This window comes from Streptomyces sp. N50, from assembly GCF_033335955.1.
Classification (GTDB): Bacteria; Actinomycetota; Actinomycetes; order Streptomycetales; family Streptomycetaceae; genus Streptomyces.
This window is the reverse complement of sequence record NZ_CP137550.1, coordinates 268,953-289,026: the sequence shown is the minus strand read 5'-3', so window position 1 is coordinate 289,026 and position 20,074 is coordinate 268,953. Positions and strand designations below refer to the sequence as shown.

Genomic DNA, 20,074 nt, shown 5'->3' with positions numbered 1-20,074 from the left:
CGACGGCACCGCGTGGCCGCCGCCCGGCGCCGAACCGGTCGGGATCGAACCTGAGGACTTCTACGCGGGGCTCCTCGCCCACGACTACATGTACGGGCCGGTTTTCCGCGGCCTGCGGGCGGCATGGCGGCGCGGCGACGAGGTCTTCGCCGAGATCGCCCTGCCCGAAGAGCACCGGGCGAGCGCCGTCGGCTTCGGTATCCACCCGGCCCTGTTGGACGCGGCCCTGCACGCCAAGGCATTCCTGGCCGACGACGACGAGCGCACGATGCTGCCGTTCGCGTGGAACGGCCTGACGCTGCACGCTGCGGGCGCCGCCACCCTCCGGATCCGGGTCGTACGGCCGACGGCCGACTCGCTGGCCCTGGATGCCTTCGACGAGACGGGCGCACCGGTCCTGACGGCGCAGTCGCTGGTCTTCCGACCGGTGACGGCCGCCCAGTTGGGCGCGACGGCCGGGAGCGGCGGCGGTTCGCTGTTCGGGGTCGACTGGCCGCAGGTGCCCCGGAGCGGGGAGGTGCCGACGCCGTCCTGGGTGCGGCTGTCCGACGCCGAGGAGGTGGCAACGCTCGCCGACGACGTCCTGACCGGGGCGGTCGAGGCGCCCGAGGCGGTGGTCCTGCCGGCCGTCACCAAGGGGCCGACGACAGCCCGCTGGACCTGACCGACCGGGTCCTGGAGGTCGTCCAGACCTGGCTGGCGGGCGGCGGTCTCGAAGACACCAAGCTGGTGGTGGTGACCCGGGGCGCCGTCGCGGCGGGCGGCGACGCGTCCGTCGTCGACCCGGCCGGTGCCGCCGTGTGGGGCCTGGTGCGGGCCGCCCAGGCGGAGAACCCGGGACGGATCGTCCTTCTGGACGCCGAAGCCGCCGAAGCCGCCGAAGTCAACGAAGTCAACGAAGTCGGCGAAGTCGGCGAAACCGCGGCAGTGGCAGAACCTGTCGAACTCTCCTTCACCGGGGCGCAGTTGGGTGCCGTCCTGGCGCTCGGTGAGCCTCAGGCCGCGCTGCGCGGTGCGGGCATTCACATCCCCCGGCTCGCTCGGGCCGATGTGCCGAGGTCGGCGGACTTGCCCGGCCGGGGATTGCTGGATCCGGCGGGTACGGTCCTGGTGACCGGTGGTACGGGTTCTCTGGGCGCGGTCCTTGCCCGGCACCTGGTCACCGAGTACGGCATCCGTCGTCTCGTGCTGACCAGCCGGCGTGGCTCGGAGGCGGAGGGCGCCCGTGACCTCGTAGCCGAACTGCGGTCGTTGGGCGCGGAGTCGGTCGAGGTCCCGGCATGTGACGTGACCGATCCGGAGGCGCTGTCCGTCCTCCTCGCCGGGCTCGCCGGGGTCGAGCACCGCCTCACCGGCGTCGTCCATGCCGCGGGTCTCTTCGACGCCGGAGTGATCGGTGACATCGACCGGGAGCGTCTGGAGCGGGTGTTCGCCGCGAAGGTGACGGCGACACGCCTGCTGGACGGGCTGACGCGTGAACTCGTCCCGGATCTGGACGCGTTCGTCGTGTACTCGTCCGTCTCGGCGGTGTTCCTCGGTGCGGGTACCGGCAGTTACGCCGCCGCCAACGCCTACATGGACGGGCTGATGGCCAGGCGCCGGGCCGACGGCCTGCCGGCCCTGTCCCTCGCCTGGGGCGTGTGGGAGCAGACCACGGGGATGGCGGCGCAGACCGATGACCTCGCCCGGAGCAGGCTGAACCGACGCGGTGGAGTGCGGTCCATGACCCCCGCGGAGGGCATGGAACTGTTCGACGCGGCCCTGCGCAGCGACCGTTCCCTGCTTGTCCCGGCCAAGCTGGACCTGCGCGGCCTGCGGGCCGACGCCGCCGCGGGCCGGGAGACGCCCGCGCTCCTTCGCGGACTGGTCGGGGCCCAGCGGAAAGCGGCCCGGCCGGTCGTGTCGGGCGACGAACGCCGCAAGCTCGCCGAGCGGCTCGTGGGGCTGTCCCCGGCCGAGCGGGCGGCGACCCTCCTGGATCTCGTCCGCGCCCAGGTGGCGGTCGTTCTCGGCTATGGGGCCGATCAGCGGATCGACGCCGACCAGGGTCTCTTCGAGATCGGATTCGACTCGCTCACCGCGCTCGAACTGCGCAACAGGATCGGCGAGTTGATCGGGGCCAAGCTGCCGACCGGACTGGTCTTCGACCACCCGACGCCCGCGCTGCTCGTCGCACACCTGCACGCGCGGCTCTTCGGCGAGGACGCTCCCGTCCTGTCGGGGGTGGCCGTGTGACAGGAGCGACGGCACCGGCCAGCAGGCAGAAACGCACGGCGAGAGGGGACCAGGGAGTGTTCGACGCGGAGGCGTATCTCCGGCGCATCGGCTGCGACGGCGAGACGGACGTGGACATCGAGTCGCTGCGCAGACTGCAGAAGCGGCACCTCATGGCGATCCCGTACAACATCGCGGGCCAGGACTTCGCCGACAGCATCCATCTCGTCGAACTCGACGAGGACGCGATGTTCCGGACGGTCGTCCTCGACGGACGCGGCGGCACCTGCTTCCAGCTCAACCGCCTGTTCTTCCGGCTCCTGCGCGAACTGGGCTACGACGCGAGCCTGATGGCGGGCAGCACCGCCGAGGGCCGGGAGAACTTCGGCACCGAGGTGGAGCACATGTTCGTCCGGGTCGCGCTGGACGGCGCCGAATGGCTCGTCGACGCGGGCTACCCGGGACCCTCGTACCTCGAACCGCTCCTGGTCACCGACGCGGTGCAGACCCAGTACGGCAGCCAGTTCCGGCTCGTGGACCAGGCTGACGGGACCTGGGCGGTGCAGCGGCGCGGGCGGGGCGGGCGCTGGGGAGGCGTCTACGACTTCCGGCTTCTCGAACGCCGGTGGGACGACTGGAAGGAGCTGGAGGACCACGCCCGGGCCAACCCCGCGCCGGCGCCGGACGGCGAGAGCGGGCTGTACGGCCGGACCTTCGACAACGGTCAGGTCGTCCTCAAGGGCCGCCGGTACCTGACGGTCCGCGACGGCCGCGAGCGGGCCCGCACGGTCGTCGACGACGACGAACACCGGGCCCTGGTGGCGCAGATCCTCTCCGGGGACCTGCCCTGGCCACCCTGAACGACTTCCCGCAGGGAACGGCAGCATCCGCAATCCGAGACGAAGGCTGGAAGGAAAACAGAATGGCGAAGAAGACGGCTGACGTGGTGGTCATAGGCGGCGGACCGGCGGGGCGGTCAGCGCTTTCGTGCTGGCCCGCCAGGGCCACTCCGTCGTGCTCCTGGAGCGTGACGAGTTCCCGCGGTTCCACATCGGCGAGTCCCTGCTGCCGTACATGATGGGCCTGTTCGACCGGATCGGTCTGCGCGAGGCGCTGGAGTCCAAGGGCTATGTGCCCAAGTTCGGGGGCGAGTTCATCGACCCGACGGAGACCAAGTTCTTCTCCGGTGTCTTCCGGGCCGACTTCAGCCTCCAGGGCGAGGGGCGTTTCGACCGGGCGTTCCAGGTCGAGCGGGCCCGGTTCGACGCGATGCTCGTCGAGGAGGCCGGCAAGGCCGGCGCCGAGATCCACCTGGGCACCCCGGTGAAGGACCTCCTCCTCGACGGCGAGCGGATCACCGGCGTCACGTACGAGAAGGACGGCGAGGAGCACCGGATCGACGCGTCCTATGTGATCGACGCCAGCGGCCGGGCCGGCCGGATCGCGAACAAGTTCGGGCTGCGCAAGACACTGGAGAAGCTCCGCATGGTCGGGGTGTTCCGCCACTACTCGGGCCTCGACGAGCGGCACAACCTCGGCAACGAGGGTGACATCCAGGTCGGCGCGCACGACGACGGCTGGGTGTGGGCGATTCCCATCTCCAAGGAGGTCATCAGCGTCGGCACCGTGATGCCGCGTGACGTGTTCCGCAGGGGTACCCCGGAGGAGGCCTTCGACGAGCACCTCAGCCGGGTGCCGCGGATCACCGCGCGGCTCACCGGGACGACCCCGGCCACGGACCTCAGGATCGAGACCGACTACTGCTACCACGCGGACACCGTTACGGGCCCCGGCTGGGTCATGGTCGGCGACGCGGGCTGCTTCGGTGACCCGATGTTCTCCGGCGGGGTGCTGGTCGCGGCGTCCACCGCGGCGCGAGCCGCCGAGACGATCAGTGCCGCGCTCGACAACCCGGCCGACGCCGACCGGCTCATCGAGGAGTACGCGAACTACTTCAAGACGGGCTACGACACCTACATCCGGCTCATCCACGCCTTCTACGACGGCGAGCTGGTGGCGGTGGCGGCCGATGCCGGGCGGACCACCTCCCGCGAAGCACTGGAGCGCTACCTGATCCGGCTGATCGGCGGCGACTTCTGGAGCGAGCACAACGCGGTCGCGCAGGAGATGCGGCGGCGCCCGGAGTGGGACACCTTCGCCCCGTTCCAGCGGGTCTTCGGCTGCCCGGCCTACCCGCAGCTCGACGAGCAGGACCGCAAGGAGCGCGCCGAGGCCCGCATCCTGCGGGTGACCGCCGGCCAGTGACGGCCGCGGTCGTACCCGGGGGCCGCCGTCGCGGCCCCCGGGCGGGACGGCCGCACCGGCGTATGACCGGCTTCGACACGACAGGGTGAGGCGGCGTGAGAGAACAGATACCGGTAACCATCGGTGAGCGTTCGTACGATGTGCTGATCGGCTCGGGGGTGCGTTCCTCGCTGGCCGAGGTGATCCGGGGTCTGGGCGCCCGGCGGGTCGCCGTCGTGTCGGCCCGGCCCGCGGAGTGGGTGCCCGACACCGGGGTGGAGACCCTGCTGCTGCCCGCCCGGGACGGCGAGCGGGACAAGAACCTCGCCACCGTCGAGGCGCTGTGCGCGGAGTTCGTACGCTTCGGGCTCACCCGTGACGACGCCGTCGTCTCCTGCGGGGGCGGTACCACCACCGACGTCGTCGGTCTGGCCGCCGCCCTGTACCACCGGGGTGTGCCGGTGGTGCACCTGCCGACGACGCTGCTGGCCCAGGTCGACGCGAGTGTCGGCGGCAAGACGGCGGTCAACCTGCCCACGGGCAAGAACCTGGTCGGTGCCTACTGGCAGCCCGCCGCCGTCCTGTGCGACACCGACTACCTGGCCACCCTGCCCCGGCGCGAGATGCTCAACGGCCTGGGGGAGATCGCGCGTTGCCACTTCATCGGCGCCGGTGACCTGCGCGGGCTCGGCCTCGCGGAGCAGATCGCGGCCAGTGTGACCCTCAAGGCGGGCATCGTCTCGGCCGACGAACGGGACACCGGGCTGCGGCACATCCTCAACTACGGCCACACGCTCGGCCACGCGCTGGAGGTGGCCGGCGGCTTCGAGCTCCGGCACGGCGAGGCCGTCGCGATCGGCACGGTCTTCGCGGGTCGGCTCGCGGGCGCGCTGGACCGGATCGGCCCCGCGCGGGTGGCGGAGCACCGGGAGGTCGTCGAGTTCTACGGCCTGCCGGGCGCCCTGCCCGAGGGGGTCGAGGCGGCCGAGCTGATCCGCCTGATGCGCCGGGACAAGAAGGCGCTGCGCGGTCTCGCGTTCGTCCTCGACGGTCCCGGGGGAGCGGAGCTGGTCCACGAGGTGCCCGAACACGTCGTCGCCGACGTCCTCGGACGCATGCCACGGCAGCCGATCGGCCGGCTCGTCGAGCCGTCCGGCCTCCACGGAACGGGAGCTCCGGTGGCATGACGCACTTATCAGGGGGAGCGGCCGGCGAGGCCCGGGTCAGGGTCGCGCGGGAGCAGCGGCTGGCGGACCGGCTCGCCGCGGCCCTGGCCCGGCCCGCGGCCCAGCAGCCCGAGTGGCCGGACCAGGCCCGGGCGCGGACGGTGCTGGCCCGGCTGCGCACCGTGCCTCCGGTCGTGGCGGACGCCGAGACGGCCCGGTTTTCCGAGCGGCTCGCGGCGGTGGCCCGCGGCGAGGCGTTCCTGCTGCAGAGCGGGGACTGCGCGGAGACCTTCGCGGAGACCAACGAACCGCACCTGCGGGCCAATCTCGGACTCCTGAAGCGCATGGCGCAGGTCCTGGCCCACGCCGCCGGGCTGCCGGTGGTCCCGCTCGCCCGGATGGCCGGCCAGTACGCCAAGCCGCGCTCGCAGCCCGTCGACGCGCACGGCCTGCCGGTCTACCGGGGCGACATCGTCAACGGCGCCGCTCCCTCCCTGGCCGCCCGCACACCCGACCCTGAACGGATGCTGCTCGCCCACGGGCACGCGGTCCGCGCGATGGCGCACGTCCGCCGGATGGGCGCGCGGGACCCGGCGGAGGAGCGCGCCGACGGCTCCGGCGACGACCGGTTCGCCTGCGGCGCGGAGGAGACCGGCCGCGCTCCGGACCCGGTGGCCGGGGAGATCTACGTCGGCCACGAGATGCTCCTGCTCGACTACGAGTCCGCCTCGCTCCACACCGCCGGGTTCACCACCGGCCCGGACCCGCTGCTCGCCAGCCCGCTCGCGCACTTCCTGTGGATCGGCGAGCGGACACGGGGTCTCGACGACGCGCACCTGGCCGTCGCCGAACTCCTCGCGAACCCCGTCGGGGTGAAGATCGGCCCGGGCACCACGCCGGAGCAGGCCCTCGCCTACGTCCGCAGACTCGACCCCCACGGCACGCCCGGACGGCTGACCCTGATCAGCAGGATGGGCCACGCCCGGGTCCGCGAGGTGCTGCCGCCGATCGTGGAGAAGGTCACCGCGACCGGCCACCAGGTGGTGTGGCAGTGCGACCCGATGCACGGCAACTCGCGTACGACGGCGGACGGCCGCAAGACCCGCCGCTTCGACGACATCGTCGCGGAGATCAGCGGCTTCTTCGACGTTCACCGCGCCCTGGGGACCCACCCCGGCGGCCTGCACCTGGAGGCGACGGGCGAGGACGTCACCGAGTGCCTGGGCGGGGCCCGCGGACTCGGCGAGGACGACCTGGCGGCCCGCTACCGCACCGCTTGCGACCCCCGTCTGAACGACGAGCAGTCGATGGAACTCGCCCACACCGTCGCAGGGTTGCTCACCGCGGCCCGCCGGGCCGCCGCCCCGCGGCCCGCCCTCCACCGCCCCCGGAGCCCGAGATGACCGAAACCGGCACCGACACCGCTTCTGGACCTCGTACCGGCACCGACACCGCTTCCGGACCTCGTACCGGCACACCGGCCCAGACCCCGATCAGCGGCACCACCCGTCTGTACGTCGTCGTCGGTGATCCGGTCGCCCAGGTCCGGTCGCCCGGGCTGCTCAACCCGCTGTTCGCCGAACAGGGCGTGGACGCCGTGCTGGTGCCGGTGGAGGTCCGCCCGGACAGCCTGGAGCGGGTCGTCCGGGGACTGCAGCGGATCGGCAACCTCGACGGCATCTTCGTCACCGTTCCGCACAAGGCCGACGCGGCCCGGCTCGCCGAGCGGCGCAGCCGTGCCGTCGAGATCGCCGGCACCGCCAACGTGCTGCGCCGCGAGCCCGACGGCAGCTGGCTCGCCGAGAACTTCGACGGCTCCGGCTTCGTCGCGGGCCTCGCCCGCGCCGGGTACGAGGTGCGCGGCAGGCGGGTCACCCTGGCCGGGGCGGGCGGGGCGGGCAGTGCCATCGCGGCGGCGCTGCTGACGGCCGGCGCGGACCGGGTCGCCGTCACCGACCCGGACCTGCCCAAGCTGGAGGCACTCGTCGACCGGCTCGCCGGGTACTGGCCAGGCCGCGTCCACGCGGCCGCCGAACCGCCCCTGCACGACAGCGACCTCGCCGTCAACGCGACCCCGCTCGGGCTGCGGCCCGGCGACCCGCTGCCGTTCCCGCCCGAGGAGCTCGCTCCCGGGTCGGTGGTGGCCGACATCATCATGAAGCCCCACGAGACGGCCCTGCTGCGAGAGGCCGCCGCTCTCGGACACCACATCCACCACGGCATCCACATGCTGACCGGCCAAGTGGCCTCCTACTGCGCGTTCTTCGGCCTGCGCGCACCCGCGAACGGCTGACGCACCCACCCCGAACACCCCCGTGGCCGACCGGTCCGCACCCGGCCGGCGACGACTACCAGACCGGGGGATGTGGGGCCCCACGGGCGGTGCCTACGGTGAAAGTCGCACCTTCCTGTGTGTGTTCCCCGGGGTGAATCGTTCCGTCGGCCACGTCCCCCGCCCGCTTTATGTCGCCCGTCGGCCATCGGCCGAAAAATGTCCGAAGCGGAGATTTGGAGATACATGAACGCGCGTCCGGCACCGGAGTTCCCCTCCTGGCCGCAGTACGACGACGGCGAGCGCACCGGCCTGATCCGGGCCCTGGAACAGGGCCAGTGGTGGCGCATGGGCGGGTCGGAGGTGGACTCCTTCGAAAGCGAGTTCGCCGACTTCCACGGCGCCCAGCACGCTCTGGCCGTCACCAACGGCACCCATGCCCTGGAGCTGGCGCTCCAGTGTCTGGGCGTCGGACCGGGCACCGAGGTCATCGTCCCGGCCTTCACCTTCATCTCCTCGTCGCAGGCCGCTCAGCGGCTCGGCGCGGTCGCCGTCCCCGTCGACGTCGACCTCGGCACGTACAACATCGACGTGGCCGCGGCAGCCGCCGCCGTCACCCCCCGCACCAAGGTGATCATGCCGGTGCACATGGCCGGGCTCATCGCCGACATGGACGCACTGGACAAGCTCTCCGCCGACACCGGAGTCACCCTGCTTCAGGACGCCGCCCACGCGCATGGCGCCCGCTGGCAGGGCAAACGGGTCGGCGAGTTCGGCACGGTCGCCGCGTTCAGCTTCCAGAACGGCAAGCTGATGACCGCGGGCGAGGGCGGCGCGCTGCTCTTCCCCGACGAGGAGACCTACGAGGCCGCCTTCCTGCGGCACAGCTGCGGCCGTCCGCGTACCGACCGCCGCTACATGCACCAGACCGCCGGCACCAACATGCGGCTCAACGAGTTCTCCGCGTCCGTGCTCCGGGCCCAACTGGGCCGCCTCGACGGGCAGATCGCGCTGCGTGAGCAGCGCTGGACACTGCTGTCCGGGCTGCTCGGCGAGATCGACGGCGTCGTGCCCCAGGGCGGGGACCCGCGCGCCGACCGGAACTCCCACTACATGGCCATGTTCCGCGTCCCCGGCATCTCCGAGGAGGACCGCAACGCCCTCGTCGACACGCTGGTCGACGCCGGCCTGCCCGCCTTCGCCGCCTTCCGGGCGATCTACCGCACCAACGCCTTCTGGGAGACGGCCGCGCCCGACACCACCGTCGACAAGCTCGCCGAGAGCTGCCCGAACACCGAGGCGATCAGCACCGACTGCGTCTGGTTGCACCACCGGGTCCTGCTCGCCTCCGAGGAGGCACTGCAGACCACGGCCGAGATCATCGCCGACGCCGTGGCCGGCCGGTGAGGGTCCGGGCCGCCGTCGTCGGGCTGGGCTGGGCGGGCCGCGAACTGTGGCTCAGACTGCTGCGGGAGCACGAGGACTTCGAGGTGGTCGCCGTCGTCGACCCCGACCCGCGCTCCCGGGCGGCCACCGCGGCGGCGACCGGCCTGCCCGCCGCCGCCACCGTGGACGCCCTCGACCGCCGTACGGTCGACGTCGCCGTCGTCGCGGTGCCCAACCATCTGCACGCCGAGGTGGCCACGGCCCTGCTCCGCCGGGGGATCTCCGTCTTCCTGGAGAAGCCGGTCTGCCTGACCAGCGCCGAGGCCGACGCGCTCGCCGCGGCCGAACGGAACGGCGGGACACTGCTCGCGGGCAGTGCCGCCGCCCACCGCGGCGACGTCCGGGAACTCGCCGGACTGCTGCCCGAACTGGGCCGGATCCGCCACGTGGACCTGGCCTGGGTCCGGGCGCGCGGCGTGCCGCAGCCCGGCGGCTGGTTCACCCAGCGCAGCAAGGCCGGCGGTGGCGTGCTCGTCGACCTCGGCTGGCACCTGCTCGACGTCCTCACCTCCCTCCTGGGCCCCGCCCCCGTCGTCCAGGTGATCGGCTCGGTCTCCGACGACTTCGTCAACAGCGGTGCCTGGTCCGCCGCCTGGCGCGAGGACCGGGCCACCGACGTCCCGGCCGGCGACGTCGAGGACACCGCCCGCGGTTTCCTGGTCCGTGAGGACGGCATCTCGGTCTCGCTGCGGGCGAGTTGGGCCTCGCACGAGGCGCTGGACGCCTCCGTCGTCACCGTCGAGGGCAGCGGCGGAACGGCACGGCTGCACTGCACCTTCGGCTTCAGCCCCAACCGGGCCCCCGAACCAGTCCTCACCCTCACCCGGGAAGGCACCACACAGCGCCTACCGCTGCCCGCCGAGCCCATCGGCATCGAGTACGGACGGCAGCTCGACGGCCTCGCCGGACTCCTGGCCGACCCGGGCCGGCGCGGCCTGGCCGTCGCCCAGGCCCGCAGCACCGTCCGGCTGGTCGAGAACTTCTACGCATCGGCGCGCGCCGCCCGACCGGCGGACCGCGCCTCCGACTCCACCACCTACAAGGAGGTGCGGACCGCATGACCACAGCGTCGGAACGCGACGTGGGAGCGGACACCGGGCAGCGGCCCGCGGTCCCCAGGCAGGCCGTCGTCTTCGACCTCGACGGGGTCGTGGTCGACAGCTTCGCGGTGATGGGCGAGGCGTTCGCCCTCGCCCATGCCGAGGTCGTCGGCGACGGCCCGGCGCCCTTCGAGGAGTATCAGCGTCACCAGGGCCGCTACTTCCCCGACATCATGCGCATCATGGGCCTCCCGCTGGAGATGGAGGAGCCCTTCGTCCGCGAGAGTTACCGGCTCGCCGACCGCGTCCAGGTGTACGACGGTGTCGTCGACCTGCTGCGGACGCTGAACGAGCGCGGTCTCAAACTCGCCGTCGCCACCGGCAAGGCCGGGGTGCGCGCCCGGTCCCTGCTGGACGTCCTCGGCCTGCTCCCGTACTTCGACCACGTGATCGGCTCCGACGAGGTGCCCCGTCCCAAGCCCGCCCCCGACATCGTCCGGCGCGCACTCGAACTCCTCGACGTCCCCGCGGACCGTGCCGTCATGATCGGCGACGCCCCCACGGACCTGGCCAGCGCTCAGGGCGCCGGAGTCACCGCCGTTGCCGCTCTGTGGGGCTGCCACGACGGGGCGGAACTGCTCGCCGCCGGCCCCGACGTCGTCCTGCGCCGGCCGGCCGACCTGCTCGCCCTGTGCCCGGCCCTGCCCGGGCACTGACCGGAAAGGGCAGCCGTGCCGCCGTGGTACCTGGGCATCGACATAGGAGGAACGAAGGTCGCCCTGCGCGCCGAGTCGGCGGACGGCCGCGCCGAGGAGCACCTGTTCGCGTGGCCGCACGAGAACGGCGGCCCGGACCGCGATCTGGCCCGGCTGGCGGACGGTGTCGCCACCCTGACGGCCCGTACGGGTGAGGGCTTCCGGACGGCGGGGGTCGCCCTGCCCGCCACGGTCGGCCCGGACGGGCGGATCACCGCCTGGCCGAGCCGGCCGTCCTGGACCGGCCTCGCGCTGGGACCGGCACTGGGCGCCCTCGTGCCGGGCGCGGGTGTCGCCTGGGCGGACGACGGCGACGTGGCGGCCCTCGCCGAGGCGGAGGCGGCGGGCTGCGCCGATCTGCTGTACGTCGGCGTCGGCACCGGCATCGGCGGCGGCCTGGTCCTGGGCGGCAGGCTCTGCCCCGGTCCGGGCCGGGGCTCCTTCGAACTGGGGCACCTGGTCGTCGCGCCGGGCGGCCCCCTGTGCGTCTGCGGCCGCCGGGGCTGCCTCCAGGCGATCGCCTCGGGCCCGGCCACCCTGGCCCGCGCCGGTCAGCTCCGCGGCGGACCGGTCGCCTACGGGGAACTGCTCGAAGCACTCCGCACCGAACGCCCCTGGGCCGTGGCCGCCATCGACGCCACCTGCGAGGCCCTGGCCACCGCCATCATGGGTGTCACGGAACTGCTCCACCCCGACCTGGTGGTGTTGGGCGGCGGATTCACGGCAGGCATCGACGACCTGGCCGACCGCACAGCCACCCACGTGGCACCGCTGTCCCGCCCGGGCCGCCCCGCCCCACCCGTCGCCGCGGCGCGCCTGGGCGGCCTCTCCTCCCTGCGGGGCGCGATCCTCCTGGCCCGAACCGCCACCGGAAGGATCTAGGCCGTGTCCCCAAAGTCCCGCCTGCCTCGCGACGCCCGGCACGCACGATCGCCGCACCGGACGAAAGCCCATGTGCAACCAGTACGAGGGCTTCCGCCCGGCACTCCGAGAGCATGCACCGGACGCCGCGAGGCCCGCCCTCCGGGTGGACGGCGGGACTTTGCGGACACGACCTAGCCGCGCCGACCTCACGCCGCGGGCCCGCTCAGGCCCCACTTCCTCCCGCACCCGCCGGAACGCCCGCGCCCAGATCGGCCCGCAGGTCGTCCACCAGTGCCGCTATCCCCGGGCCCGAGGCCGCCCCGTAAACGTGGTAGTCCGGGCGGACCAGGACTGCGTCGGCCCGGTGGCGGGCCAGGAAAGCGGTGTAGACGCCGCCCACGTCGGCCACCGCCCCGTCCTGCGGCTCCCCGTCCTCGGGCAGCAGGCGTACCACGTGTGTGCCCAGGTCCGTCAGGAACGCCGACTGCTCCTCGTCGAGGCCGGCGTGTGCGCCCGGTGCGAGCAGCAGGACGAATCCGCGGCCGACCACGTCGTCGAACAGGCCGGTGCCGCCAGGGCCGCGTACCTGGCCCTGGGGGATCACCTCGCCGGCCGGGGCCGCGGGTGAGCCGTCGCCCGCCCCGTGCAGGAGCCCGCGGGTGAGCGGCTTCGCCGGGTCCGGGACCGTGGGACCGCGACCGCGTCGGCCCGCCAGGATCGTGGCGTCGCGCTCGGCTGCGGCCGCGGGATCCGTCACGCAGATCACCCGGCCCAGCTGGACGGAGGACAGGATCGACTCGTGCACCTGCGCGCGGCGTTCCTCGGTGTACGTGTCGAGGAGCGGCTCCGGGGCGAGACCGCCCAGCACCAGGTCCAGCTTCCACGCCAGGTTGACGACGTCTCGGATGCCCGAGCACATGCCCTGCCCGGCGAACGGCGGCATCAGGTGGGCCGCGTCCCCGGCCAGCAGCACCCGGCCCGCCCGCCACCGTTCGGCCCAGCGGGCCTGGAAGATGTACGTGGTGCTGCGCAACAGGGTCGCGGTGTCGGGGGTGACGCCGTAGGGGGCGAGGAGTCGCCAGGCGGTCTCCTCCCGGTTCAGTTCCGCGGCGCGCTCACCGGGCAGGCGCATGAACTCCCAGCGCCGGTGCCCGGGACCGCTGCCGACCAGGGTGGTCGGCCGGGCCGGATCGCAGATCTGGAGGTTGGTCGGCACGAATGCGCGCGGTTCGCGCAGCCGCACGTCGCACAGCAGCCACTCGTAGGAGAAACCGAGGTCGGTGACCGGCACGTCCAGGTGGTGCCGGACGAAGCTGTTGGCGCCGTCGCAGCCCACCACCCACCGCGCGGTGAACGTCCGGGCCGCACCGTTCTCGTCCTCGGCCGTGACCGCGACCCGCTCGTCCCGCTCGTCGATCCCCACCACCTGACGGTCCCGTACCACCGTGACGCCGGGCAGCTCGGCCGCCCGCGCGGCCAGCAGTTCCTCGAGGGCCGGCTGGTGCATGGTGTTGGCGTCCGGCCACCCGTAGGGGCCCTCGGTGCGGAAGGCGATGTCGAGGAGGATCTCGTCGGCGGCCGTGCGCCACTGGTAGCCGCCCGCAGGCTCGGTGATCCGTCCGAGGCCCGCGGCCGTCCCGCAGCCGGCGAGGAGCCGCGCCGTCTCGCCGTCGAAGCTGGTGGCCCGGGGCAGGGTGTACGGGCGTCGGCGCCGTTCCAGCACGGTGACCTGCCGACCGCGCTGGGCCAGCAGGACCCCGAGCGCGGCCCCCACGGGCCCGTTGCCGACGACGATGACGTCCGCGTCCATGGCGGATCGCGCGCCGGGGGGTGGTTCGTACGATGGCACCTCGGGCACGGGAAACCCCTCGTCGCAGGGTGGCTGGCGCAGGCACAACTGCCGTGCTGGGAACGGCGCAAGACTAACCAGCCGTACCGGCGTCCGGGCCGTTCGAAGGCCAGGGCTATCAGATCTGGGGATACCGGGGGCCGTCCGCACGACCCTAGGCTTGCGGTATTCCCCCACCGACCGCGAGGAGCTCTTCCGGCATGCCTCAAGCAACGGCGCATTTCGAGAAGTGGGTGAGCGTCACCCACCCCGCGCCGCAGAGCCCCGTGCGGCTCGCCTGCCTGCCGTACGCGGGCGGCTCCGCAAGCTTCTTCTACCCGGTCTCCCGTGCCCTGCACCCGTCGGTGGAGGTGCTGGCCGTCCAGTATCCGGGCCGGCAGACCCGGCGCCACGAGCCGATGATCGACAACATCCCCGAGTTCGCGGACGAGATCTTCGCCGCGCTGCGGCAGCTGGACGACAAGCCGCTGGCCCTGTTCGGCCACAGCATGGGCGCGGTCCTCGCGTACGAGGTGGCGCTGCGCATGCAGGACGCCGGACTGCCCACGCCGGCACGGCTGTTCGCGTCCGGCAGGCGGGCACCGTCCCGCTACCGCGACGAGCGGGTGCACGCGGCGAGCGACGCCGAGGTCGTGGCCGAGATCCGAGCGCTCAGCGGCACCGACGAGACGATGCTGGGCGACCCGGAGGTGCTGGCGATGATCCTGCCGGCCATCCGCAGCGACTACACCGCCATCGAGCAGTACCGGCACGAGCCCGGACGCCGTCTCGACTGCCCGGTCACCGTGCTCACCGGCGACAGCGACCCCCGGGTCTCCCTCGACGAGGCAGAGGACTGGGCGCGGCACACCACCGGGCCCAGTGAGGTGAAGGTCTTCCGGGGCGGCCACTTCTTCCTCGCCGACCGGGCTTCCGAGGTCATCGACCTGGTGGCCGCGCGACTGGGCCCCTCCTGATGGACCTCCGCGGCGCCGCGGCGCCCGGCACAGCAACCCACCGCACGGTGCGAAAGCCCTGGTGACTCCGCGGCGGCAGCGGCCGCACGGCACACCAGGAGCCGGCCTGGAACGCCGCTCGCCCGCCTCTCGCAGATCCGCCCGCACACCCCTGGGCCCGCAGGACCGCGCGACCGACCGCCGACCCTCCACGTGAGAGAAGCCGAGATGCCCCTCGCCGCCCCTGTGCCGTCGATCGGCCAGCACGCCCTCCTGATATTCCTGCTCCAGGTCGCGTTCCTTCTGCTGCTCGCCCTGGTGCTCGGGCGCCTGGCGACGCGGTTCCGCCTGCCCGCCGTCGCCGGCGAGCTCAGTGCGGGCGTTCTGGTCGGCCCGTCGCTCCTCCAGCCGCTGCTGCCCGGCCTCTCCCACTGGCTGCTGCCCCAACGGGCCGAGCAGATGAACCTGTTGGACGCGGTCGGTCAATTGGGTGTGCTGTTACTGGTCGGTGTCACCGGCGCCGAGATGAACTTCGCCCTGGTCCGGCGGCGCGGCCTCACCGCGGCCAAGGTCAGTGCCGCGGGCCTGCTGCTGCCGCTTGGCCTCGGCATCGCCACCGGCTTCCTGCTGCCGGGATCGTTCGTGCCCGATGGCACCACCCCCACCGTCTTCGCCCTGTTCCTGGGCGTGGCGATGTGTGTGAGCGCCCTCCCGGTGATCGCCAAGACCCTGCTCGACATGAAACTGCTGCACCGTGACATCGGGCAGCTGATCCTCTCGGCCGGAGTCGTGGACGACGTGGTGGGGTGGTTCCTGCTGTCCGTCGTCTCCGCGATGGCCACCGTCGGACTGACCGCCGGTGTCGTCGCCACCTCCGTCCTCTACCCGGTCGGTGTCGTCCTCTTCGCGGCGGTGATCGGCCGCCCGCTGGTGCGGGCCGCGCTGCGGTGGGCCGGACACTCCGAGGGCGCCATGCCGACGGTCGCCACGGTCGTCGTCCTGGTCCTGTTCAGCGCGGCGGCCACCCAGGCGATGCATCTGGAGGCCATCTTCGGCGCCTTCGTCTGCGGCGTGGTGATCGCCACCAGCGGCGTGCTGGACCCGGAGAAACTGGAACCGCTGCGGACCCTCGTCCTCGCGGTCCTCGCCCCGCTCTTCTTCGCCACCGCCGGACTGCGCATGGACCTCACCGCGCTGGCCCGGCCGGCCGTCCTGGGTGCGGCCGTTGCCGTGCTGGCCGTGGCCGTGGCCGGCAAGTTCGGCGGCGCGTTCATCGGAGCCCGGCTCAGCAGGCTCAACCGCTGGGAGGCGCTGGCCCTCGGCGCCGGCATGAACTCGCGCGGCGTCGTCGAGGTGATCGTGGCGATGACCGGGCTGCGTCTCGGCGTCCTGAACACCGAGACGTACACGATCGTCGTCCTGGTCGCCATTGTCACCTCCCTGATGGCGCCGCCCATCCTGCGCTACGCGATGGCCCACGTCGACGAGACCGCCGAGACCAGGCTCGGCATGGACCCCGCTACCGCCGCCCAAGGAACCCCGGACCGCGGACCGGATGCGGTTCGGACCTTTGAACACCGAGGTGACGCATGAGCACGATGCTCCTACTGAACGGTCCCAACCTCGGCATTCTGGGCCGCCGGGAGCCTGAGCTGTACGGCACCGACACCCTGGCCGACATCGAGCAGGCGGTCGCCGACGAGGTGAACGAACAGGGCTGGAAGGTCCTCTCCGTCCAGCGGGAGTCGGAGGGCGAGCTGGTGAGCGCCATCCACGAGCACGGACCCGACAGCGTCGGCGCGGTGGTCAACCCGGGCGCTCTGATGATCGCCGGGTGGAGCCTGCGGGACGCGCTCGCGAGCTACGAGCACCCGTGGATCGAGGTGCACCTGAGCAACGTGTGGGCGCGGGAGCAGTTCCGGCACGAGTCGGTCATCGCCCCGCTGGCCTCCGGCGTCGTGGTCGGCCTGGGCGCGTTCGGCTACCGCCTGGCGGCCCGCGCCCTGCTGCACGTGACCGGCGCGAGCCGATGACCATGCCACGGGAAGAAGCCGGGAAAGGAAGCCCTGGACGATGAAGCTCACGCTCCACGAGGTCGGCGACGGTGACAAGGTCGCCCTGCTCGTCCACAGCATCATCTCGTCGGCGGACACCTGGAGCCGGGTGGCGCCACGGCTCGCCGAGCGCGGATACCGGGTGATCATGCCGGACCTGCGCGGTCACGGCGACAGCCCGCACGCCGAGCACTACACGCCCGAACTCTTCGCCGCCGACCTGGTGAAGTCGCTGCCGGCCGGCGCCGATCTCGCGATCGGCCACTCCTTCGGCGCGTCGGTACTCTCCCTGGCGGTGGCCGACCTGGCCCCCTCCCGGGTGGTCTACAGCGACCCGGCGTGGCGGTTCACCGACAAATCGGTGGCCGAGATCAAGGAGTTCGCGCAGTTCACCAAGGCGACCACCGCCGAGATGATCCAGCAGATGTTCCCACGCTGGCTGCCCGAGGACGTCGAGGCCGAACTCGCCGGGTACGCGCGCTGGGACATCCGCGCCGTGGACTGGCTGGACAGCGCCGTCCAGTACGTGCCCGAGCGGCCCCTCGTCCCCTCGCTGGTGCAGGGTGCCGGCGACCACCACCTCGTACCGGACGACCTCGCCGGGCAGCTGCGGGCGGTCGGCTTCGAGGTCCGCCACGTGGCGGACACCGGCCACTGCATCCACCGTGACGACTTGGAGGGCTTCCTCGCGTCACTCGACGGCTGGATCTGACGCACCGTCAACTTCCGTTCGTACGTGCGGTGTCCGGCCCGCCAAGCACCGCACGGAGGGCGTGTTAAGGTCGCCGACATGAGTGCGGGCAACATCGATCACGCCACAGCGGACACCTCCCCGGGCGACGAGAACACACCGGTCAGGCACGGTTCGTTCGAGCTGCGGGTGGACATCGAAGCCCCGCCGGAGCGGGTGTTCGCGGCCTTCGCCGAGCCGGAACTGCGCACGCGCTGGTTCAAACTCCCCGGCCCGTCCCGTACCGCCGAACACGAGCTGGACTTCCGTGTCGGCGGCGGCGAGCGGGCGCGCAACCGCGTCCTGTCCGAGGACATGGACGAGCGGGTCGAATACCGCTCGCGGTTCGTCGACCTGGAGCCGGCGGAGCATCTCGTGTACGTCTACGAGGCGTTCGTGAACGACGTGCGCCACTGGGTGTCCCTGGTGACCGTTCGGCTGGCCGCGCAGGACGGCGGAACCCGGCTGGACTGGATCGAGCAGTACACCTACCTCGTGCTGACCGGCCCGGACGGCGAGCAGGACTTCGCCCACATCCGAGGCGCCACCCGACTGCTCCTCAACGGCCTGAGGCGGGTGGCCGAGGAAACACCCCAGTGGTCCCCTGCCGGCCTCCGCGACCCCGAGAACTGACCAGGCGGGCACATCGGGGTGCCGGAGCGCAGTGCGAACCGTGGCCGGCAGGCCGTCGCGTACCAGGATGAAGCAGCTTCCACGAATCGAAGATCACGTCCCGTGGAGTGGTGCAGCCGGGCACGCCATCACATAAGTCCCCCTGGCGAGCGGGCAGTTGAACCGGAGGAGTCAGGTGTCGTTGCCGTCGGACGGCGAGGTGTGTGAGGCTCCGCCTGCCGTTCACGGAGTCCGGCCGCGTGGCGTGTCTGCTACCGGTCGGCCGTGAGGAAGTCCTCCAGGATCTCGGCGAAGCGTGCCGGCTGTTCTTCGGCCGGGTAGTGGCCGCAGTCGTCGAGCACGACCTCCGTGACGTCGTCGGCCGCCAGCCGCATCGTCTGGGCGGCACTCGCTCCGCTCCACAGTGCGCCGCCGACGGCGAGCACCGGCAGCGCCAGCCGGGTCTTGCCGCGCCGTTCGTTCTGGGCGATCGTTTCGTCCAGCGCCCGGTAGTACGCGAAGCTCGCCCGCAGCGCGCGAGGATCCGCGGTGATCGCGTCGACGTAGACGTCGACGGCGTACGCGGGGATCGCGGTCGGCGTGGCGGCCTTGGTGGCGAACTGCCAGCCGAAGAAGAGCCGTTCCCGTCCCCGGACCAGTTCCTCGTTGAGGTCGGTGAGCCGGTTGAAGCCGAACTGCCAGAGCCGCAGGTTGGCCGCGTCCGGGCCGAAGAACGGCGGGGACGGCGTGAGACCGGGGATCACCGCTTCGACGATGGAGAGTCGGCCCACCCGCGCGGGGTGATCGGCGGCGAGGGCGTATGCGGTCCACGTACCGATGTCGTGGCCGACTACGTCGAACCGCTCGTGCCCGAGCGCGGTCATCAGCGCGGCCAGGTCGGCGGCGAGCGTGCCGGCGTCGTACCCGTCGTCGGGCTTGTCGGAGAGCCCGGCGCCGCGTGAGTCGACGGCGACGACGGTGTGCCGGCGGGCGAGCGCGGGCATCACCTCCCGCCAGGCGTACCAGGTCTGGGGCCATCCGCCGATGAGGAGCAGGGGCGGGCCGTCCCCGCCGGTGACGGCGTGCAGCCGCAGTCCGTTCGCCTCGACGAGGCGGCTGGTGAAGGCGTCGGGGAATCCGTCGGGCAGTCGCAGTGAACGCAGGCTTGTCATGCCGGGGACCCTACCCATCTTTGAACGATCGTTACAAGATGTGTAGAGTGACCGTCCATGGCAGGCCGCAAGCAGTTCGACGTGGACGAGGCGCTACGACGTGCGATGCACGTCTTCTGGCGCTGGGGTTATTCGGAGGCCTCGATCGATCGCCTCACCGAGGGCACGGGCCTCGGCCGGGGCTCGCTCTACGGCACCTTCGGCGACAAGAGCGCCCTCTTCCGCAAAAGCCTCCAACGCTACGCGCAGACCTACCAGCCGCTGTACGAGCAGGCACTGTCCGGCCCGCACCCGAGCCCGAGCGCCGTTGTGACCGCCTATCTGCAGGTCGCCCTGAACCGCATCGCCGACCCGACGGTCCCGGACGGCTGCCTGCTCACGGTGTCGGCAACGCAAATCCCGGCCCTCGACGCGGAGGGTCGGGCGATGGTCCGCGCCATGATCGACGGTTTGCGGGCGATGCTGGAGCAGGCGTTGCTGGCGGCGGGGCCGGTGAGCAGGAGGCGGCAGAGCTGGCGTTGTGCACGCTGGCGACGAACAAATCCCTGGCGGTGCTGAGCCGCGCCGGTTTCTCGGGCGAAGATCTGGCAACCGTCGCGGCAGCGGCCGCCAAGAATGCCGAAGCTGTGCCGAACCGACCGGCCGAACCGTCGGGCCGCGCTAGCGCGACAGACGGGAAGGTTCGTTCGCGTCCGTGCCGCCGTCGCGACTCGATGCTGGT

18 protein-coding genes and 1 pseudogene are annotated in these 20,074 nt (G+C 72.4%); 17 read left to right on the top strand and 2 right to left on the bottom strand.

What is annotated here, in order from left to right; genetic code table 11:
- The first annotated feature begins 88 nt into the window (after window positions 1–88).
- From R2B38_RS51420 to R2B38_RS46095, 11 genes are all read left to right on the top strand, one after another.
- A complete protein-coding gene (locus R2B38_RS51420; protein ID WP_411978650.1) occupies window positions 89–664 on the top strand; it encodes a polyketide synthase dehydratase domain-containing protein in 576 nt (191 codons plus the stop codon).
- Window positions 655–2,235, top strand: a complete 1,581-nt coding sequence (locus R2B38_RS51415) for a type I polyketide synthase (RefSeq protein WP_411978649.1) — start codon at window positions 655–657, stop codon at window positions 2,233–2,235. Before R2B38_RS51420 ends, R2B38_RS51415 begins: the two co-directional genes overlap by 10 nt.
- Window positions 2,236–2,291: 56 nt before the next feature.
- Window positions 2,292–3,074 (top strand): arylamine N-acetyltransferase family protein, encoded by a 783-nt coding sequence (locus R2B38_RS46135; RefSeq protein ID WP_318022186.1) that lies wholly within the window; start codon window positions 2,292–2,294, stop codon window positions 3,072–3,074.
- Window positions 3,075–3,201: 127 nt separating this feature from the next.
- Window positions 3,202–4,479: an NAD(P)/FAD-dependent oxidoreductase gene (locus R2B38_RS46130; RefSeq protein ID WP_318022185.1), complete on the top strand. Its 1,278-nt coding sequence runs from the start codon at window positions 3,202–3,204 to the stop codon at window positions 4,477–4,479.
- A 95-nt stretch (window positions 4,480–4,574) separates the two neighbouring features.
- On the top strand, window positions 4,575–5,645 hold the full coding sequence (locus R2B38_RS46125; RefSeq protein WP_318022184.1) for a 3-dehydroquinate synthase family protein: 1,071 nt from the start codon (window positions 4,575–4,577) through the stop codon (window positions 5,643–5,645).
- Window positions 5,642–7,027 (top strand): 3-deoxy-7-phosphoheptulonate synthase, encoded by a 1,386-nt coding sequence (locus R2B38_RS46120; protein WP_318022183.1) that lies wholly within the window; start codon window positions 5,642–5,644, stop codon window positions 7,025–7,027. Before R2B38_RS46125 ends, R2B38_RS46120 begins: the two co-directional genes overlap by 4 nt.
- Window positions 7,024–7,917 carry a shikimate dehydrogenase gene (locus tag R2B38_RS46115; protein ID WP_318022182.1) on the top strand — a complete coding sequence of 298 codons (894 nt, stop codon included), beginning with the start codon at window positions 7,024–7,026 and terminating at the stop codon, window positions 7,915–7,917. Before R2B38_RS46120 ends, R2B38_RS46115 begins: the two co-directional genes overlap by 4 nt.
- 225 nt (window positions 7,918–8,142) lie before the next feature.
- Window positions 8,143–9,303 carry a 3-amino-5-hydroxybenzoate synthase gene (gene rifK, locus R2B38_RS46110; protein ID WP_318022181.1) on the top strand — a complete coding sequence of 387 codons (1,161 nt, stop codon included), beginning with the start codon at window positions 8,143–8,145 and terminating at the stop codon, window positions 9,301–9,303.
- On the top strand, window positions 9,300–10,403 hold the full coding sequence (locus R2B38_RS46105; protein WP_318022180.1) for a Gfo/Idh/MocA family oxidoreductase: 1,104 nt from the start codon (window positions 9,300–9,302) through the stop codon (window positions 10,401–10,403). The genes rifK and R2B38_RS46105 overlap by 4 nt, the downstream gene beginning before the upstream one ends.
- Entirely contained in the window at window positions 10,400–11,098 is a 699-nt protein-coding gene (locus R2B38_RS46100; protein ID WP_318022179.1) for an HAD-IA family hydrolase, read from the top strand. The genes R2B38_RS46105 and R2B38_RS46100 overlap by 4 nt, the downstream gene beginning before the upstream one ends.
- A 15-nt stretch (window positions 11,099–11,113) precedes the next feature.
- The gene (locus tag R2B38_RS46095; protein ID WP_318022178.1) at window positions 11,114–12,019 is read left to right on the top strand and encodes an ROK family protein; all 906 of its coding nucleotides are present in this window, start codon (window positions 11,114–11,116) and stop codon (window positions 12,017–12,019) included.
- A 205-nt stretch (window positions 12,020–12,224) separates the two neighbouring features.
- On the opposite strand, the gene R2B38_RS46090 is transcribed toward R2B38_RS46095, so the two are convergent.
- Entirely contained in the window at window positions 12,225–13,811 is a 1,587-nt protein-coding gene (locus tag R2B38_RS46090) for a bifunctional 3-(3-hydroxy-phenyl)propionate/3-hydroxycinnamic acid hydroxylase (RefSeq protein ID WP_318023070.1), read from the bottom strand.
- A 239-nt stretch (window positions 13,812–14,050) separates the two neighbouring features.
- Here R2B38_RS46090 and R2B38_RS46085 point away from each other — a divergent pair, with 239 nt between their 5' ends.
- The 5 genes from R2B38_RS46085 (at window position 14,051) to R2B38_RS46065 (ending at window position 18,202) form a co-directional block, all read left to right on the top strand.
- Window positions 14,051–14,806: a thioesterase II family protein gene (locus tag R2B38_RS46085; RefSeq protein ID WP_318022177.1), complete on the top strand. Its 756-nt coding sequence runs from the start codon at window positions 14,051–14,053 to the stop codon at window positions 14,804–14,806.
- Window positions 14,807–15,013: 207 nt separating this feature from the next.
- On the top strand, window positions 15,014–16,378 hold the full coding sequence (locus R2B38_RS46080) for a cation:proton antiporter (RefSeq protein ID WP_318022176.1): 1,365 nt from the start codon (window positions 15,014–15,016) through the stop codon (window positions 16,376–16,378).
- Entirely contained in the window at window positions 16,375–16,818 is a 444-nt protein-coding gene (locus R2B38_RS46075) for a type II 3-dehydroquinate dehydratase (RefSeq protein WP_318022175.1), read from the top strand. Before R2B38_RS46080 ends, R2B38_RS46075 begins: the two co-directional genes overlap by 4 nt.
- 40 nt (window positions 16,819–16,858) lie before the next feature.
- Complete coding sequence (locus tag R2B38_RS46070) at window positions 16,859–17,551, top strand: alpha/beta fold hydrolase (RefSeq protein ID WP_318022174.1); 693 nt, start codon at window positions 16,859–16,861, stop codon at window positions 17,549–17,551.
- A gap of 78 nt (window positions 17,552–17,629) precedes the next feature.
- Entirely contained in the window at window positions 17,630–18,202 is a 573-nt protein-coding gene (locus R2B38_RS46065) for an SRPBCC domain-containing protein (protein WP_318022173.1), read from the top strand.
- Between the two features lie 251 nt (window positions 18,203–18,453).
- On the opposite strand, the gene R2B38_RS46060 is transcribed toward R2B38_RS46065, so the two are convergent.
- Window positions 18,454–19,353, bottom strand: a complete 900-nt coding sequence (locus R2B38_RS46060; RefSeq protein ID WP_318022172.1) for an alpha/beta hydrolase — start codon at window positions 19,351–19,353, stop codon at window positions 18,454–18,456.
- A 57-nt stretch (window positions 19,354–19,410) separates the two neighbouring features.
- Between R2B38_RS46060 and R2B38_RS46055 the strand changes: the two are divergent.
- Window positions 19,411–20,021: pseudogene (locus R2B38_RS46055) on the top strand (TetR/AcrR family transcriptional regulator); the annotation flags it as partial.
- Between the last annotated feature and the right edge of the window lie 53 nt (window positions 20,022–20,074).

Excerpts from the sequence above, each read along its gene's own strand:
- R2B38_RS46085 (WP_318022177.1), top strand. The coding sequence starts at position 14,051 with ATGCCTCAAGCAACGGCGCATTTCGAGAAGTGGGTGAGCGTCACCCAC.
- R2B38_RS51420 (WP_411978650.1), top strand. The coding sequence starts at position 89 with ATGTACGGGCCGGTTTTCCGCGGCCTGCGGGCGGCATGGCGGCGCGGC.
- R2B38_RS46115 (WP_318022182.1), top strand. The coding sequence starts at position 7,024 with ATGACCGAAACCGGCACCGACACCGCTTCTGGACCTCGTACCGGCACC.
- R2B38_RS46120 (WP_318022183.1), top strand. The coding sequence starts at position 5,642 with ATGACGCACTTATCAGGGGGAGCGGCCGGCGAGGCCCGGGTCAGGGTC.
- rifK (WP_318022181.1), top strand. The coding sequence starts at position 8,143 with ATGAACGCGCGTCCGGCACCGGAGTTCCCCTCCTGGCCGCAGTACGAC.
- R2B38_RS46065 (WP_318022173.1), top strand. The coding sequence starts at position 17,630 with ATGAGTGCGGGCAACATCGATCACGCCACAGCGGACACCTCCCCGGGC.
- R2B38_RS46060 (WP_318022172.1), bottom strand. The coding sequence starts at position 19,353 with ATGACAAGCCTGCGTTCACTGCGACTGCCCGACGGATTCCCCGACGCC.
- R2B38_RS46075 (WP_318022175.1), top strand. The coding sequence starts at position 16,375 with ATGAGCACGATGCTCCTACTGAACGGTCCCAACCTCGGCATTCTGGGC.
- R2B38_RS46090 (WP_318023070.1), bottom strand. The coding sequence starts at position 13,811 with ATGGACGCGGACGTCATCGTCGTCGGCAACGGGCCCGTGGGGGCCGCG.
- R2B38_RS46100 (WP_318022179.1), top strand. The coding sequence starts at position 10,400 with ATGACCACAGCGTCGGAACGCGACGTGGGAGCGGACACCGGGCAGCGG.
- R2B38_RS46080 (WP_318022176.1), top strand. The coding sequence starts at position 15,014 with ATGCCCCTCGCCGCCCCTGTGCCGTCGATCGGCCAGCACGCCCTCCTG.
- R2B38_RS46070 (WP_318022174.1), top strand. The coding sequence starts at position 16,859 with ATGAAGCTCACGCTCCACGAGGTCGGCGACGGTGACAAGGTCGCCCTG.